Below are 15,264 nucleotides of genomic sequence, written 5' to 3'. Positions count from 1 at the left end.
TACCCCTTACTTCTTCTTGCCGGCGATCGGCTTCGCCGGGCCCTTGCGGGTACGGGCATTGGTGTGGGTACGCTGACCGCGGACCGGCAGGCCACGACGGTGACGCAGACCACGGTACGAACCCAGGTCCATCATGCGCTTGATGTTCATCTGCGTCTCGCGGCGAAGGTCGCCCTCGACGGTCAGGTTGGCATCGATATATTCGCGGATCGACAGAACTTCGGCATCCGAGAGTTCGTTGACGCGACGGGTTGCATCGATACCGACCGCTGCGATGATCTCGTCAGCGAATTTCGGGCCGATCCCGTGGATATAGGTCAGTGCGATCGGGACACGTTTCCCGGTCGGAATGTTGACGCCAGCAATACGAGCCACGCGTTTTCCTTCTCATGTTGCGGTTCCGTAGCACCGGAACCTTTTTTCACAACCAAAGACCCGAAAGCTGTGCCTTCGGGCCTTCAACTGACACCTGAGTCTCAGGTGATTCTCATGCGAGATGCTGCGAATTAAGGGATTCGCAGGCCTTCGTCAAGCCTTGCCCTCATCCAGCACCGCGGCGACCGCACCCGCCACTGCGTCGATCTCGGCCAGACCATCCACCGGGTGCAGGTTCCCCTTGGCATAGTAATAGCCGATCAGCGGAGAGGTCTTCTTGTAATATTCCATCAGCCGCGTCTTGAGGCTTTCCTCATTGTCATCGGCGCGGCGACGCAGGTCGGTCGAGCCGCAGACATCGCAGGAGCCTTCGACCTTGGTCGGCTTGGTCACATCGTGATAGACCTCGCCGCAATTGCCGCAGGTGAAGCGACCCGAGATCCGCGAAACCAGAGCCGCGTCATCGACGCGCATCTCGATCACGGCGCCGATCTCTTGTCCCTCTTCCTTCATCAGATCTTCCAGCGCATCGGCCTGGGCCAGCGTGCGCGGGAAGCCGTCAAAGATGAAACCCTTGCCGCCCTGTTCCAGCTTTTCCTTGATCAGACCGATGACGATCTCGTCGGTGACCAACTCGCCCCGGTCCATCACCTTGGCGACGCGCTGTCCCATTTCAGTGCCGGAACTGCGGGCTTCGCGCAGCATGTCACCGGTGGAAAGCTGGACGAGACCGCGCTCTTCGATCAGACGCCGGGCCTGAGTTCCCTTGCCGGCCCCCGGGGGGCCGAGCAGAATGATATTGGTCGCCATATTTTCCCTCTTCCGCCCGTTCAGGGCCTCTCCCTATCAACGACGGGCAGGTGCCTTGCGAGGACGTGCCGTCCCCGGCTTGCGTTTGCCGCGCAGCTGCGACTTTTCGATCAGACCTTCATATTGGTGGGCAAGCAAGTGGCTTTGCACCTGGTTGATCGTGTCCATCACAACACTGACCACGATCAGCACGGAAGTCCCACCAAAGTAGAAGGGAATCGCGAGCTGGTGGCGGATGACCTCTGGCAGCATGCAGACGGCCGCCAGATAGGCCGAGCCGATGACCAGCACGCGGCTGACGACATAGGCTAGGTAATCCTCGGTCCGCTTGCCGGGACGGATGCCCGGAATGAAGCCGCCCTGATTCTTCAGGTTCTCGGCCACGTCATCGGGTTTGAAGCTGACATTGAACGTGTAGAAATAGGCGAAGAACACGATCATGCCTGCAAAGAACAGCAGGTAAAGCGGCTGGCCGGGACCGAAATAGGCCAGAATCGTCGACATGATCGGGCCGGTCTGGTTCCCCGAGAAGGTCGAGATCGTGACCGGCAGCAGCAGCAGAGAACTGGCGAAGATGGCCGGGATCACGCCCGCCGGGTTCACCTTGATCGGCAGATGCGAGGACTGTCCGTCATAGACCTTCATCCCGACCTGGCGGCGCGGATATTGGATATGGATCTTGCGCAGCGCGCGTTCCATGAACACGACAAAGGCGATGACGGCGATGACCATCAGGATCACGCCCAGAATCACCGGGGTCGAAACCGCACCCGAACGCCCCTGCGCCAGGAACTGCGCGAGATGGCCGGGGATCTCGGCGACGATGCCGACGAAGATGATCAGCGAGATGCCGTTGCCGATGCCGCGGGCGGTGATCTGTTCACCCACCCACATCAGGAACATGGTGCCGCCGACCAGCGTGATCACGACCGAGGCGCGGAAAAACATGCCCGGCTCATGCGCAAGGCCGCCATGCTCAAGGCTGACCGCCAGGCCCCAGGCCTGGAACAACGCCAAAGCCACGGTGGCATAGCGGGTATATTGGTTGATTTTCTTGCGGCCCTGCTCGCCCTCTTTCTTGAGCTGCTCAAGAGCGGGCACCATCGAGGCCAGAAGCTGGACGATGATCGAGGCCGAGATATAGGGCATGATGCCAAGCGCAAATACGCCCATCCGCCCCAGCGCGCCGCCGGTGAACATCGACAGGATGCCACCAAGGCCGGCTTGCGCCTGGTCCATGAAGTTGCGCAGCGCCGCGCCGTCGATGCCGGGCACCGGAATATAGGTGCCAAGGCGGTAGATGATGAGAAGTCCGAGGGTGAACCAGATCCTCTGACGCAGCTCGGTCGCCTTGCCGAGCGCGCCCCATGACAGGTTCGCGGCCATCTGTTCTGCGGCTGACGCCATACGTATGCCCCTTCATGGCAGCGCCGCCGGATCGTTTCCCGATCCCGCGGCGCCTGGAAAACTTGTAGCTATGTATTGGGCGCGGGCGCGCCCTTCAACAGCTTATTCGGCCGCGGCTTCTTCTTTCGCCGGACGGGTCACGGTGATTTTGCCACCGGCCTTCTCGACGGCCTCGACGGCGGCTTTGGAAGCGCCGGCGACGGTCAGGTTCAGACCGGCTTTCAGCTCGCCCTTGGCCAGAACGCGGACACCGTCCAGTTTGCGGCGGATGACACCGGCTGCAACCAGGGCGTCCTCGGTGATGTCACCTTTGGCATCCAGTTTGCCTGCGTCGACAAAGGCCTGCAGTTGGCCCAGGTTAACGACGGCGAATTCCAGACGATTCGGCTTGCTGAAGCCACGCTTCGGCAGGCGGCGGTACAGCGGCATTTGGCCGCCTTCGTAACCGTTCAGCGCGACGCCCGAACGCGAGGTCTGACCCTTGATACCACGGCCAGCGGTTTTACCCTTGCCCGAGCCCGGACCACGAGCAACGCGTTTCTTCTTGCGCGAAGCGCCTTCGTTGTCGCGAATTTCATGCAGTTTCATGTTGCTTCTCCTAGAGCCGGAAACGCCCCGCGAAGCGAAGGGGCGAACACGGCATGTATGAATCACTTTGCGCCCACCAGGGAGCAGCGGCAGCCTATACTCCCCGATGGGCTTCGTTTCAAGTGTTGTTGCCGGGCTTCGGCTATTTCACGGTGATCGAGATCGGATCGCCGAACAATTCAATCTTCTCTTGGCCGGGGCGTTCGGCGACGAAAATCGCCTCATAGACCGGCGTCGGACCTTTGCAGCGATTGCTCATCCGCACGCCCGGTTTTCCATATTGGACATGACCGGTCTTGAATTTCATGGGTTTCAGCTTGGATTTTGGCGGTAATTGCCCGCAATCACCACGCAGCCCATGGACGACCATGGCCTGCCCGACCTTGAGATTGACCTTTTCGCGATAGGGCACATTGTTCTGGGCCTGTGCAAAGGCGGATGCCGAAAAGAGCATCATCGCGGTTGCAGATATTCCAATCCATTTCAGCATCGAAACACTCCAACTCATGAAAAAACGGGCCGCATGGGGCGGTCCGGCACGCAATATGCGCCCGAAGGCTTCACCACTCAACGATTCGTGATCACGGTCCCGCTGCCCGTCGGGAATTCTAGAATTCGAACCAAGTGCCGAGCTTCACCCCCGCCTCACCCGGACCCGATAACGGGGTGATGAGGCCCAGTTCGATCTTCGCCGCCCCCATCACATCCTGCACCACCGAGGTCGCGAGCTTGCTGGAGAACCCCGCCTCGTCGGTTTCCTCGAAGCGAAACTGAGTCACGATCATCATGGCATCCGTCGCATGCAATCCGATCGTGAAATCCGCCTTGGCGGTTACTTCCGAGGTCAGGTAATTGAAGGCGCTGGCCGAAAGATCCGCGAATTCATCCGCATCCTTCATCGCGCCCGCGACCTTGATCCGCGTCTCAAGCGCGAGCCAGCCGCCTTGTAGGACCCCTTGAAACCCCCTGCCCCAATTCGCGCCGGCCTGTGCCGACGGCAGGAAGAGCCCGTCCCGCGCCACGACACCGATCCCGAGCGAGACCGAGAGCTGGTTCTCTCCGCGCGGCTCCAAGGCGTGCTGCAGCCAGAACACCGCGTTGGTCTCGCCGACATTGGTATAGCCAAGCTCAAAACCCAGCGTTTCGCGCCCGGTCATGCCGTACTCGCCATAAAAGCTCGTGTAGCTGTTGCCGTCGGAATCCCGTTCATCCGAGAACGACAGAAAGGTTGCCTTTTCCGTGCGCGGCCAGGCACCCGCCAGCGCCACCGAGGGCAGCGCGAGAAGCAAAACAAAGCCAAGGGCGATCCGGTAGGGCATCTCGGGCTTCCTTAAGGGGAGTAGCCGAGATTTGCCCAAAACCGGTTAGCGAAAGGTTAACCGCCCCGGCCGCATCAACGAAAACGCCCCGGAGAGACCTCCGGGGCGTTTCCAAATCAAGTCGAGGGGCTGAGATCAGCCGCGCTCTTCGATGATGACAACCAGATGCGGGATCTTGTTGACCATGCCGCGCACGGCCGGGGTATCTTCCAGCTCGCGGGTGCGGTTCATCTTGTTCAGGCCCAGGCCTTTCAGCGTCTCGCGCTGGACGGCCGGACGGCGGATCGGCGAGCCGATCTGCTTGACGACGATGGTTTTAGCCATGTTGCCTCTCCTTACGCTTCGACAGCGGCGTCAGCCGGCTTGTCGTTCGACGGCAGGATCTCGGCCACTTTCTTGCCACGACGCTGAGCGACGTTGCGCGGCGACGATTCCTTTTTCAGGCCGTCGATGGTGGCGCGGATCATGTTGTAGGGGTTCTGCGAGCCTTGCGACTTCGCAACAACGTCCTGAACGCCCAGCATCTCGAAGACGGCGCGCATCGGACCACCGGCGATGATACCGGTACCCGGAACGGCAGTCCGCATGATCACTTTACCGGCGCCGTGACGGCCTTCGATATCGTGGTGCAGGGTGCGGCCGTCGCGCAGCGGGACGCGAACCAGCGAGCGTTTCGCTTGCTCGGTGGCCTTGCGGATCGCCTCGGGGACCTCTTTGGCCTTGCCCTTGCCGAAGCCGACACGGCCACGCTGGTCGCCGACAACGACGAGAGCGGCGAAGCCGAAGCGCTTACCACCCTTGACGGTTTTCGACACGCGGTTGATCGCGACCAAGCGGTCGGCGAATTCCGGGGTTTCTTCGCGCTCTTCGCGGCGACCCCGACGGTTTTCACGTTCTGCCATGAGGCATTCCTTTTTCAACTGGCGCGGGTGGCGCCGTTAAATCCGATCCTGGTGGGCCAAAGGCAGGCCGATGGCCCCCGGATCATCGGGGCGGCGCAAGCACCGCCCGCAGTTCTTAGAACTTCAGACCACCTTCGCGGGCCGCATCGGCCAGCGCTTTGATCTTGCCGTGGAACAGGAAGCCACCACGGTCGAAGACGACGGCTTCGATGCCAGCGGCTTTCGCACGCTCTGCAATCGCAGCGCCGATCTTGGCTGCGGCTTCCACGTTGTTCTTGCCGACCACGCCCAGGTCCTTCTCGAGCGACGAGGCCGAGGCCAGAGTGACCCCTTTCACGTCGTCGATCAGCTGGACCGAGATGTTCTTGGAAGAACGGTGAACGGACAGACGCGGACGGCCGTCCGAGATCGCCCGCAGTTTGTTCCGCACGCGCAGGCGGCGCTTGAGGAACAGCTCTCGTTTGTTCAGTGCCATTTTCGCGCCCCTTACTTCTTCTTGCCTTCCTTGCGGAAGACGACCTCACCCTTGTAGCGGATGCCTTTGCCCTTGTAGGGCTCGGGCTGACGCCACTCACGGATGTTCGCGGCAACTTGGCCGACCAGTTGCTGGTCGATGCCTTCCACCACGATTTCGGTCTGCTTCGGCGAGGTGATGGTGACGCCGGCAGGCGCCTCGAAGTTCACGTCGTGCGAATAGCCCAGAGCCAGTTTCAGGACATTGCCCTGCATCGAGGCGCGGTAACCCACACCTTGAATTTCCAGCTCTTTCTTGAAGCCGGTGCTAACACCGACGGTCAGGTTCTCGATCATCGAGCGGGTCATGCCCCACTGCTGACGAGCGCGCTTCGACAGGCCACGCGGGGTGACCTTGACGGCACCGTCCTCAAGCGCAAGCGTCACGTCATCGGTCGCGGTGAAGGAACGGACGCCTTTCGGGCCTTTCACTTCGATCGTTTGACCTTTGATTTCCGCAGTCACGCCATTCGGGAGGGCGACCGGTTTTTTACCAATCCGAGACATCTCTGCCCTCCTTTAGAACACGGTGCAGAGGACTTCGCCGCCAACATTGGCGTTGCGAGCCGCTGCGTCCGACATCACGCCTTTCGGCGTCGAGACGATGGAAACGCCCAGGCCGTTGCGGACCGAGGGGATTTCCTTGACCGAGGCATAAACCCGACGACCGGGTTTGGACACGCGCGCGAGTTCGCGAATGACCGGGGTGCCTTCGTAGTATTTCAGGCTGATCTCGATTTCGGCATGGCCGGACTCGGTGGTCACGTTCTCATAGCCGCGGATGTAGCCTTCGTTTTTGAGCACGTCCAGAACCCAAGCGCGCAGCTTGGAGGCCGGAGTGCGAACGGTCGATTTGCCGCGCATCTGAGCATTGCGGATGCGGGTCAGCATATCGCCGAGAGGATCGTTCATCGACATAATGCCCCCTTACCAGCTCGATTTGACCATGCCAGGGATCTGACCGAACGAGCCGAGCTCGCGCAGCATGATCCGCGACAGTTTCAGTTTACGGTAATACGCGTGCGGACGGCCGGTCAGTTGGCACCGGTTGTGCAGACGCGTAGCCGAGGAGTTGCGCGGCAGTTCAGCCAGTTTCAGGCTGGCCTTGAAGCGCTCTTCCATCGGGCGGGACTGGTCGTGGATGACTTCGTTCAGGGCAGCGCGCTTGGCGGCGTATTTCTGAACCAGTTTCTCGCGCTTTTTCTCGCGCTCGACCATGGATTTTTTAGCCATATCTCTTTCCCCTCGCGATCAGCTGTTGAACGGCATGTTGAAGTGCTTCAACAGCGATTTCGCTTCCGCGTCGGTCGATGCGGTGGTGCAGATGATGATGTCCATCCCCAGAACTTCGTCGACCTTGTCGAAGTTGATTTCCGGGAACACGATGTGCTCTTTCAGGCCCATTGCGTAGTTGCCACGACCATCGAACGAGGTGCCTTTGACGCCGCGGAAGTCGCGGACGCGCGGCAGCGCGATGTTGATCAGGCGGTCCAGGAATTCGTACATCCGGTCGCCACGCAGGGTGACTTTCGTGCCCAGCGGCATTTCTTCACGGACGCGGAAGCCTGCGATGGACTTCTTGGCATGAGTGATGACAGCCTTCTGACCCGCGATCAGCGAGAGCTCTTCAGCACCTTGCTTGACCTTTTTCGTGTCTTTCACGGCTTCGCCGATACCCATGTTCAGGACGATCTTGTCCAGACGCGGGATCTGCATGTCGTTCTTGTAGCCGAACTCTTCCTTCAGAGCAGCGCGAATGGTGTCGCGGAACTGCGCTTTAAGACGCGGCGTGTAGGTGGCTTGGTCCAGCATCAGATCACGTCTCCCGTGGTCTTGGCGAAGCGGACTTTTTTGCCCTCTTCCAGACGGAAGCCGACGCGGGTCGCTTTGCCGTTCTTGTCCATCAGCGACAGGTTCGACAGGTCGATCGGCATGGCTTTCGCCACGCGGCCACCTTGCGAGGTCTGCGTCTGACGGGTGTGGCGGATCGCGATGTTGACGCCGTCAACAACAGCCTTGTTCTCTTTGGGAAGAACAGCCGAGATCTCGCCCTGCTTGCCCTTGTCCTTGCCGGCAAGGACGACGACCTTGTCGCCTTTTTTCAGCTTGGCAGCCATTACAGCACCTCCGGAGCGAGCGAGATGATCTTCATGAAGTTCTTCGCACGCAGCTCACGAACGACCGGCCCGAAGATACGGGTACCAACCGGCTCACCCTGGTTGTTCAGGATGACGGCGGCGTTGCGGTCGAAACGGATCGAGGTACCGTCTTCACGCTTCACTTCTTTTGCGGTGCGCACGACGACGGCCTTACGGACGTCACCTTTTTTCACGCGACCGCGCGGAATGGCTTCCTTGACGGAGACGACAATGATGTCGCCCACCGACGCATAGCGACGGTGCGAGCCACCCAGGACCTTGATGCACTGAACTCGGCGAGCGCCGGAGTTGTCAGCGACATCCAGATTGGTCTGCATCTGGATCATTGGATTACTCCCGACCTTTGGGGACCAGCTCAGCCGCCAGCCCCAGGGTTTCGATTAATACTGGAGGCTCACGCCGACGCAGCAGCGTCGACAAGCACCGTCCAGCGCTTGGTCTTCGAGATCGGCGCGCATTCGATGATGCGGACAGTGTCACCGACCTTGAATTGGTTTTCCGCGTCATGGGCGCGGTATTTCTTCGACGACCGCACGGTTTTGTGCAGAAGCGGATGCTTGAAACGACGCTCGACCAGAACGGTGACGGTCTGTTCGTTCTTGTCGCTGACGACCTTGCCTTGCAGGATGCGTTTGGGCATGGACCTGGCTCCTTAGTTCGACGCCGCGGCTTCCGCCGCTTTCTGGTTCAGAATGGTTTTCACACGAGCAACGTCACGACGGACGGCGCGCATGCGGGCGGTCGACTCGAGCTGGCCGGTGGCCTGCTGGAAGCGCAGGTTGAACGCTTCCTTTTTCAGAGCCAGAAGCTGTTCTTTCAGCTGATCCGGCGTCTTTTCTTTCAGTTCCAGCGCTTTCATACGCCATTTCCTTTCAACATCACCGGAGAGCCCCGGCAAGCCGGGCCACCCTGATTCCGGTGGAGTTTCATGATGAAGGCTTGCCCATACAGGTCTGCCCCCTTTTTTGCAAGCCTCTTTGTGGAAAACTCGCAAATGAGACGCCCCGCCGGTTTCCCGACGGGGCGTCATTTTCATCCGAAAGCTGGGATTACCAGTCTTCGCGGGCCACGATGCGGGTCAGCACCGGCAGCTTGTTCGCGCCCAGGCGCAGAGCCTCACGCGCGATCTCGTCGGACACGCCGTCGATCTCGAACATGATGCGGCCGGGATGGACGCGGGCTGCCCAGTAGTCCACCGAACCCTTACCTTTACCCATACGGACTTCGGTCGGCTTCGACGAAACCGGAACATCCGGGAAAATGCGGATCCAGACACGACCCTGACGCTTCATGTGACGCGTGATCGCGCGGCGAGCCGCTTCGATCTGGCGGGCCGTCACACGCTCCGGCTCGGTGGCCTTCAGCGCGAAGGAGCCGAAGTTCAGGGCGAAACCGCCCTTGGCTTCACCGTGGATACGGCCCTTGTGCTGTTTGCGGAACTTAGTCCGTTTCGGTTGCAGCATCTCAACTACTCCTTAGCGCGCGTCGCGGTCACGACGCGGACCACGCGGAGACGGGCCGTCTTGCGCTTCAGTCGCGCGACGGTCACGTGCCTGCGGGTCATGCTCCATGATCTCGCCTTTGAAGATCCAGGTCTTCACACCGATGATCCCGTAGGGGGTCGTGGCTTCCGACAATGCATAGTCGATGTCGGCGCGCAGGGTGTGCAGCGGGACGCGACCTTCACGGTACCATTCGGTGCGAGCGATCTCGGCGCCACCAAGGCGGCCCGAAACGTTCACACGAATGCCCAGAGCACCCATACGCATAGCGTTCTGCACGGCGCGCTTCATGGCGCGACGGAACGAAACGCGGCGCTCGAGCTGCTGAGCGATCGACTCGGCAACCAGCTGGGCGTCCAGCTCGGGCTTGCGGACTTCAACGATGTTGAGGTGCAGTTCCGAGTCGGTGAAGTTCGTCAGCTTCTTGCGCAGGGTCTCGATATCGGCGCCTTTTTTGCCGATGATGACACCCGGACGTGCGGCATAGATCGTGACGCGGCACTTCTTGTGCGGACGCTCGATGATGACGCGGCTGACGCCGGCTTGTTTGGCTTCGGTATGAACGAAGTCGCGGATTTTCAGGTCTTCCAGCAGAAGATTGCCGTAATCCTTGTCATCAGCGTACCAACGGCTGTCCCAGGTGCGGTTGACCTGAAGACGCATCCCAATCGGGTTAACCTTCTGACCCATTACGCACGCTCCCCAGCTTCGACGGCTTCAACCTGACGGACCTTGATGGTGATTTCCGAGAACGGCTTCATGATCTTGCCGTAACGGCCACGGGCGCGCGGACGGCCACGTTTCATGACGAGGTTCTTGCCAACCCAGGCTTCGGCAACGATCAGGTTGTCGACGTCGAGGTTATGGTTGTTCTCGGCGTTGGCGATGGCCGACTGAAGGCATTTCTTCACGTCACCAGCGATACGCTTGTGCGAGAAAGTCAGGTCGGCCAGGGCCTTGTCGACTTTCTTGCCACGGATCAGCTGAGCCACGAGGTTCAGCTTCTGCGGCGAGGTGCGAAGCATTTTCGTTTTGGCAAACGCTTCGTTCTCCGCCACGCGGCGCGGATTTTGTTCCTTACCCATGACGATTACTTCCTCTTCGCTTTCTTGTCGGCGGCGTGACCGTAATAGGTCCGCGTCGGCGAGTATTCACCAAACTTCTGGCCGATCATCTCCTCGGTCACGGCGACCGGGATATGCTTGTGGCCATTGTAGACGCCGAAAGTCAGACCGACAAACTGCGGCAGAATGGTCGAACGACGCGACCAGATCTTGATGACATCCGACTTGCCAGCCTCGCGGGCTTTGTCCGCCTTGCGAAGCACATATGCGTCGACAAAGGGGCCCTTCCAGATAGAACGTGCCATGGATTAGCGCCCCTTCTTCGCGTTACGCGACCGCAGGATATATTTGTCGGTCGCTTTATTCGTGCGGGTCTTGTTACCCTTGGTGCCTTTGCCCCACGGGGTAACCGGGTGACGGCCGCCCGAAGTCCGACCTTCACCACCACCATGCGGGTGGTCGATCGGGTTCATGGCAACACCGCGAACGCTCGGGCGGATGCCCTTGTGACGGTTGCGGCCTGCTTTGCCCAGATTCTGGTTCGAGTGGTCCGAGTTCGACACGGCACCGATGGTGGCCATGCACTCTTGACGCACCAGACGCAGCTCGCCCGAGGACAGGCGGATCTGAGCGTAGCCGCCATCGCGACCGACGAATTGAGCGTAGGTCCCGGCCGAACGTGCCAGCTGACCACCTTTGCCGGGCTTCAGCTCGACATTGTGGACGATGGTACCGATCGGCATGCCCGAGAAGGGCATGGCGTTGCCGGGTTTGACGTCGACTTTGGCGCCAGCGATCACCTTGTCACCGACAGCGAGACGCTGCGGAGCGATGATGTAGGCCTGTTCGCCGTCTTCGTATTTGATCAGCGCGATGAAGGCGGTGCGGTTGGGATCGTATTCGATCCGCTCGACCGTCGCCGAAACGTCGAACTTGGTGCGTTTGAAATCGACGATGCGGTAGAGACGCTTCGCCCCGCCGCCTTTGCGGCGCATCGTGATCCGTCCGGTGTTGTTCCGGCCGCCGTTCTTGGTCAGACCCTCAGTGAGGGATTTGACCGGGCGCCCTTTCCAAAGCTCCGAACGGTCGATCAGAACCAGCCCACGCTGGCCAGGCGTAGTCGGTTTATACGACTTAAGTGCCATGCTTTCTGTCTTCCGTTGCTTTGGACCGTAGGTGGTCCGTTTCAGTCAAAATACGACGGCCCCGCAGGGGGGCCGTCGATTCGGTGGCTCTATATCAGAGGCCGGTCGACACGTCGATAGAGTTGCCGGCTTCCAGAGTGACATAGGCTTTCTTGACATCCGAGCGGACGCCCGGACGGCCTTTGAAGCGCTTGGTCTTGCCTTTGGTGATGGTGGTGTTGACCGCCTTCACCTTGACGTTGAACAGAGCTTCGACGGCCTCTTTGATCGCCGGCTTGTTCGAGTCTTTCGCCACCTGGAAGACGTAAGCGTTGGCTTCACCAGCCAGCGTTGCCTTCTCGGTGATGACCGGCTTTACGATCACATCGTAATGTTCGGGCTTCGTGGTCATTTCAGACGAGCCTCCAGAGCTTCGACACCAGCGCGCGTCAGCACGAGCGTGTCGCGACGCAGGATGTCATAGACGTTGGCACCCATCGACGGCAGGACGTCCACGCCTTCGAGGTTGCGGGCGGCACGGGCGAAGTTCTCGTTCACTTCGGCACCGTCGATCACCAGAACGCGCTTCCAGCCGTTTTCCTTGACCGCTTTGGCAACGGCCGAGGTCTTGGCATCGGCGATGTTCAGGCTGTCAACGATGACCAGCTCGCCTGCAGCGAATTTCGCCGACAGGGCGTGCTTCAGACCGAGCGCGCGAACTTTCTTCGGCAGGTCGAAAGCGTGCGAACGCGGGGTCGGGCCCTTGTACACACCACCGTGACGGAAGGTCGGCGCCTTGCGGGAACCGTGACGAGCGCCACCGGTGCCTTTTTGGCGGTAGATCTTCTTGGTCGAGTAGCTGACGTCCGACTTGCCCAGGACCGAGTGGGTCCCCTGTTGGGCTTTCGCACGCTGCCAGCGAACGACGCGGTGCAGAAGGTCCGCGCGCGGCTCGAGCCCGAAGATGTCATCGCTCAGGTCGATGTCACCGGACTTGCCGGCTTCGAGCGTGATCACATCGAGTTTCATCAGTTGTCTCCTTCGGGCGCAACGGCCTCGGCAGAGACCTGAGCCTCAGCGGCAGCCTTCGAACGGATCGCAGCCGGGAAGACGGTGGCTTCAGCCAGCGGCTTCTTCACGGCGTCCTTGATGGTGACCCAGCCACCTTTCGAACCCGGAACCGAGCCTTTGACCATGATCAGGCCACGGTCGGCATCGGTGCGAACGACTTGCAGGTTCTGCGTGGTGACGCGAACGGCACCAAGGTGACCCGCCATCTTCTTGCCTTTGAAGACCTTACCCGGGTCTTGGCACTGGCCGGTCGAACCGTGCGAACGGTGCGAGATCGACACACCGTGCGAGGCGCGCAGACCACCGAAGTTGTGACGCTTCATCGCACCGGCAAAGCCTTTACCGATCGAGGTACCGGCGATGTCGACGAACTGACCTGCGAAGTAGTGGTCGGCGATGATTTCTTCGCCCACTTCGATCAGGTTTTCGGCGGCAACGCGGAATTCCGCGATCTTGCGCTTCGGAGCGACATTGGCCTTCGCGAAGTGACCACGCAGGGCAGCGGTGGTGCGCTTGGCTTTCGCCTCGCCAGCACCCAGCTGCAGCGCAACGTAGCCGTCTTTTTCGACGGTGCGCTGAGCAACAACCTGCAAGTTGTCAACGTGAAGGACGGTGACGGGGACTTGACGCCCGTCTTCGAGGAACAGCCGGGTCATGCCCAGCTTCTTGGCGATTACACCAGTCCGCAGCATAATGGCCTCCTTACACCTTGATTTCGACATCAACGCCAGCGGCGAGGTCGAGCTTCATCAGGGCGTCAACGGTCTGGGGGGTCGGATCGACGATATCCAGCAGACGCTTATGCGTGCGGATTTCCCACTGGTCGCGGGATTTTTTGTCGATGTGCGGACCGCGCAGAACGGTGAATTTCTCGATTTTGTTCGGCAGCGGAATCGGGCCGCGAACCGTGGCGCCGGTGCGCTTGGCAGTGTTCACGATTTCCTGCGTGCTGGCATCCAGGACGCGGTAATCGAACGCCTTGAGCCGGATACGGATATTCTGGCTTTGCATTATAATCCCTCTTGCGGGGCATTAACGATTGAGAGGCAGACGACGCACCACGCGGCGCCTGCTTCGAACCGGTATTCCAAATAGGCAGGCCGGCGACATAGCCGCCGGTCCGCCCTTTGGCAACCCCCGAATCGGGCGCTGCCAGGAATTTCGTTGGGTCGGGGACCCGAAGGCCCCCTGCCCGATCCCGAATTACTTCAGGATTTTCGAGACGACGCCTGCGCCGACGGTACGGCCGCCTTCACGGATAGCGAAGCGCAGCTTCTCTTCCATGGCGATCGGCGCGATCAGTTCGACTTCGAACTTCAGGTTGTCGCCCGGCATCACCATTTCGGTGCCTTCCGGCAGCTTCACGGTGCCGGTGACGTCCGTGGTGCGGAAGTAGAACTGCGGACGGTAGTTCGCGAAGAACGGGGTGTGGCGGCCGCCTTCTTCCTTGGTCAGGATATAGGCTTCAGCTTCGAAGGTGGTGTGCGGGGTCACCGATTTCGGCTTCACCAGAACCTGGCCACGCTCGACGCCGTCACGGTCGATACCGCGCAGCAGAACGCCGACGTTGTCGCCAGCCTCACCGCGATCCAGCAGCTTGCGGAACATTTCCACGCCGGTGCAGGTGGTTTTCTTGGTGTCGCGGATACCCACGATTTCCAGTTCGTCGCCGACGTTGACAGCGCCACGCTCGATGCGGCCGGTGACCACGGTGCCGCGGCCCGAGATCGAGAACACGTCTTCGATCGGCAGCAGGAACGGCTGGTCGACAGCGCGCTCGGGGGTCGGGATGTAGCTGTCGACAGCAGCGATCAGCTCGCGGATCGAGTTCTCGCCGATCTCGGCGTCGCGGCCTTCCATCGCGGCCAGAGCCGAGCCCTTGATGATCGGAATGTCATCGCCGGGGTAGTCGTAGGAGGACAGCAGCTCGCGCACTTCCATCTCGACCAGTTCCAGCAGTTCCGGATCGTCCACCTGGTCGACCTTGTTCAGGTAGACGACCATGTAGGGGATGCCGACCTGACGGCCCAGCAGGATGTGCTCGCGGGTCTGCGGCATCGGGCCGTCAGCAGCGTTCACGACCAGGATCGCGCCGTCCATCTGGGCAGCACCGGTGATCATGTTCTTGACGTAGTCGGCGTGGCCGGGGCAGTCGACGTGGGCGTAGTGACGCGTTTCCGACTCGTACTCGACATGCGCGGTCGAGATGGTGATGCCGCGCGCGCGCTCTTCCGGGGCGCCGTCGATCTGGTCATAGGCCTTGAAGTCACCAAAATACTTGGTGATCGCAGCCGTCAGCGTCGTTTTGCCGTGGTCAACGTGACCAATGGTCCCGATGTTGACGTGCGGTTTATTCCGTTCAAACTTTGCCTTTGCCATAAGCAGGGCTCCTTGAATTCAGGTGTCTAAGAGGAAAGGCGGGGCGATCTG

At 60.6% G+C, this 15,264-nt stretch carries 27 protein-coding genes; all 27 read right to left on the bottom strand.

What is annotated here, in order from left to right; genetic code table 11:
- Window positions 1-6: 6 nt before the first annotated feature.
- The 27 genes from rpsM to tuf all read right to left on the bottom strand — a co-directional run bounded on the left by rpsM (window position 7) and on the right by tuf (window position 15,213).
- Window positions 7-375 carry a 30S ribosomal protein S13 gene (rpsM, locus tag ESZ60_RS08945; RefSeq protein ID WP_134680226.1) on the bottom strand — a complete coding sequence of 123 codons (369 nt, stop codon included), beginning with the start codon at window positions 373-375 and terminating at the stop codon, window positions 7-9.
- A gap of 153 nt (window positions 376-528) precedes the next feature.
- On the bottom strand, window positions 529-1,185 hold the full coding sequence (locus ESZ60_RS08940; protein WP_134680225.1) for an adenylate kinase: 657 nt from the start codon (window positions 1,183-1,185) through the stop codon (window positions 529-531).
- Window positions 1,186-1,221: 36 nt separating this feature from the next.
- Window positions 1,222-2,592: a preprotein translocase subunit SecY gene (gene secY / locus ESZ60_RS08935; RefSeq protein WP_134680224.1), complete on the bottom strand. Its 1,371-nt coding sequence runs from the start codon at window positions 2,590-2,592 to the stop codon at window positions 1,222-1,224.
- A 102-nt stretch (window positions 2,593-2,694) separates the two neighbouring features.
- On the bottom strand, window positions 2,695-3,180 hold the full coding sequence (gene rplO / locus ESZ60_RS08930; protein WP_134680223.1) for a 50S ribosomal protein L15: 486 nt from the start codon (window positions 3,178-3,180) through the stop codon (window positions 2,695-2,697).
- Window positions 3,181-3,322: 142 nt separating this feature from the next.
- Window positions 3,323-3,670: a hypothetical protein gene (locus tag ESZ60_RS08925; RefSeq protein ID WP_134680222.1), complete on the bottom strand. Its 348-nt coding sequence runs from the start codon at window positions 3,668-3,670 to the stop codon at window positions 3,323-3,325.
- 118 nt (window positions 3,671-3,788) lie between these two features.
- Window positions 3,789-4,499, bottom strand: a complete 711-nt coding sequence (locus ESZ60_RS08920; protein WP_134680221.1) for a hypothetical protein — start codon at window positions 4,497-4,499, stop codon at window positions 3,789-3,791.
- Between the two features lie 135 nt (window positions 4,500-4,634).
- On the bottom strand, window positions 4,635-4,823 hold the full coding sequence (gene rpmD, locus ESZ60_RS08915; RefSeq protein ID WP_134680220.1) for a 50S ribosomal protein L30: 189 nt from the start codon (window positions 4,821-4,823) through the stop codon (window positions 4,635-4,637).
- A gap of 11 nt (window positions 4,824-4,834) precedes the next feature.
- Window positions 4,835-5,401: a 30S ribosomal protein S5 gene (gene rpsE / locus ESZ60_RS08910; RefSeq protein WP_134680219.1), complete on the bottom strand. Its 567-nt coding sequence runs from the start codon at window positions 5,399-5,401 to the stop codon at window positions 4,835-4,837.
- A 115-nt stretch (window positions 5,402-5,516) separates the two neighbouring features.
- Window positions 5,517-5,876 (bottom strand): 50S ribosomal protein L18, encoded by a 360-nt coding sequence (gene rplR / locus ESZ60_RS08905; protein WP_134680218.1) that lies wholly within the window; start codon window positions 5,874-5,876, stop codon window positions 5,517-5,519.
- An 11-nt stretch (window positions 5,877-5,887) separates the two neighbouring features.
- Window positions 5,888-6,421, bottom strand: coding sequence for a 50S ribosomal protein L6 (gene rplF / locus ESZ60_RS08900; protein WP_134680217.1), 534 nt, complete (start codon window positions 6,419-6,421; stop codon window positions 5,888-5,890).
- Window positions 6,422-6,433: 12 nt separating this feature from the next.
- Window positions 6,434-6,832 carry a 30S ribosomal protein S8 gene (gene rpsH / locus ESZ60_RS08895; RefSeq protein WP_134680216.1) on the bottom strand — a complete coding sequence of 133 codons (399 nt, stop codon included), beginning with the start codon at window positions 6,830-6,832 and terminating at the stop codon, window positions 6,434-6,436.
- Window positions 6,833-6,841: 9 nt separating this feature from the next.
- Complete coding sequence (rpsN, locus tag ESZ60_RS08890) at window positions 6,842-7,147, bottom strand: 30S ribosomal protein S14 (RefSeq protein ID WP_134680215.1); 306 nt, start codon at window positions 7,145-7,147, stop codon at window positions 6,842-6,844.
- 18 nt (window positions 7,148-7,165) lie between these two features.
- Window positions 7,166-7,726: a 50S ribosomal protein L5 gene (gene rplE, locus ESZ60_RS08885; protein WP_134680214.1), complete on the bottom strand. Its 561-nt coding sequence runs from the start codon at window positions 7,724-7,726 to the stop codon at window positions 7,166-7,168.
- Window positions 7,726-8,031 (bottom strand): 50S ribosomal protein L24, encoded by a 306-nt coding sequence (rplX, locus tag ESZ60_RS08880; protein WP_134680213.1) that lies wholly within the window; start codon window positions 8,029-8,031, stop codon window positions 7,726-7,728. Before rplX ends, rplE begins: the two co-directional genes overlap by 1 nt.
- Window positions 8,031-8,399 (bottom strand): 50S ribosomal protein L14, encoded by a 369-nt coding sequence (gene rplN / locus ESZ60_RS08875; RefSeq protein ID WP_010400243.1) that lies wholly within the window; start codon window positions 8,397-8,399, stop codon window positions 8,031-8,033. Before rplN ends, rplX begins: the two co-directional genes overlap by 1 nt.
- A gap of 68 nt (window positions 8,400-8,467) precedes the next feature.
- Window positions 8,468-8,713, bottom strand: a complete 246-nt coding sequence (gene rpsQ, locus ESZ60_RS08870) for a 30S ribosomal protein S17 (RefSeq protein ID WP_134680212.1) — start codon at window positions 8,711-8,713, stop codon at window positions 8,468-8,470.
- A 12-nt stretch (window positions 8,714-8,725) separates the two neighbouring features.
- On the bottom strand, window positions 8,726-8,932 hold the full coding sequence (gene rpmC, locus ESZ60_RS08865) for a 50S ribosomal protein L29 (RefSeq protein ID WP_134680211.1): 207 nt from the start codon (window positions 8,930-8,932) through the stop codon (window positions 8,726-8,728).
- A 190-nt stretch (window positions 8,933-9,122) separates the two neighbouring features.
- Entirely contained in the window at window positions 9,123-9,536 is a 414-nt protein-coding gene (gene rplP / locus ESZ60_RS08860) for a 50S ribosomal protein L16 (RefSeq protein WP_134680210.1), read from the bottom strand.
- Window positions 9,537-9,548: 12 nt separating this feature from the next.
- Window positions 9,549-10,265 carry a 30S ribosomal protein S3 gene (gene rpsC / locus ESZ60_RS08855; RefSeq protein ID WP_134680209.1) on the bottom strand — a complete coding sequence of 239 codons (717 nt, stop codon included), beginning with the start codon at window positions 10,263-10,265 and terminating at the stop codon, window positions 9,549-9,551.
- Window positions 10,265-10,660 (bottom strand): 50S ribosomal protein L22, encoded by a 396-nt coding sequence (gene rplV / locus ESZ60_RS08850; RefSeq protein ID WP_134680208.1) that lies wholly within the window; start codon window positions 10,658-10,660, stop codon window positions 10,265-10,267. The genes rpsC and rplV overlap by 1 nt, the downstream gene beginning before the upstream one ends.
- Before the next feature lie 5 nt (window positions 10,661-10,665).
- On the bottom strand, window positions 10,666-10,944 hold the full coding sequence (gene rpsS, locus ESZ60_RS08845) for a 30S ribosomal protein S19 (protein WP_134680207.1): 279 nt from the start codon (window positions 10,942-10,944) through the stop codon (window positions 10,666-10,668).
- Window positions 10,945-10,947: 3 nt separating this feature from the next.
- Window positions 10,948-11,784 carry a 50S ribosomal protein L2 gene (gene rplB, locus ESZ60_RS08840; protein WP_134680206.1) on the bottom strand — a complete coding sequence of 279 codons (837 nt, stop codon included), beginning with the start codon at window positions 11,782-11,784 and terminating at the stop codon, window positions 10,948-10,950.
- A 94-nt stretch (window positions 11,785-11,878) separates the two neighbouring features.
- Window positions 11,879-12,175, bottom strand: coding sequence for a 50S ribosomal protein L23 (locus tag ESZ60_RS08835; RefSeq protein WP_134680205.1), 297 nt, complete (start codon window positions 12,173-12,175; stop codon window positions 11,879-11,881).
- Window positions 12,172-12,792 (bottom strand): 50S ribosomal protein L4, encoded by a 621-nt coding sequence (gene rplD / locus ESZ60_RS08830; RefSeq protein WP_134680204.1) that lies wholly within the window; start codon window positions 12,790-12,792, stop codon window positions 12,172-12,174. Before rplD ends, ESZ60_RS08835 begins: the two co-directional genes overlap by 4 nt.
- Window positions 12,792-13,526, bottom strand: a complete 735-nt coding sequence (rplC, locus tag ESZ60_RS08825; RefSeq protein WP_134680203.1) for a 50S ribosomal protein L3 — start codon at window positions 13,524-13,526, stop codon at window positions 12,792-12,794. The genes rplD and rplC overlap by 1 nt, the downstream gene beginning before the upstream one ends.
- Before the next feature lie 10 nt (window positions 13,527-13,536).
- Window positions 13,537-13,845, bottom strand: coding sequence for a 30S ribosomal protein S10 (gene rpsJ, locus ESZ60_RS08820; RefSeq protein ID WP_042247848.1), 309 nt, complete (start codon window positions 13,843-13,845; stop codon window positions 13,537-13,539).
- Between the two features lie 192 nt (window positions 13,846-14,037).
- The gene (tuf, locus tag ESZ60_RS08815; RefSeq protein WP_134680202.1) at window positions 14,038-15,213 is read right to left on the bottom strand and encodes an elongation factor Tu; all 1,176 of its coding nucleotides are present in this window, start codon (window positions 15,211-15,213) and stop codon (window positions 14,038-14,040) included.
- Between the last annotated feature and the right edge of the window lie 51 nt (window positions 15,214-15,264).

The organism is Paracoccus ravus (assembly GCF_004522175.1).
Taxonomy (GTDB): domain Bacteria; phylum Pseudomonadota; class Alphaproteobacteria; order Rhodobacterales; family Rhodobacteraceae; genus Paracoccus; species Paracoccus ravus.
This window is presented reverse-complemented; position numbering and strand designations above follow the sequence as displayed.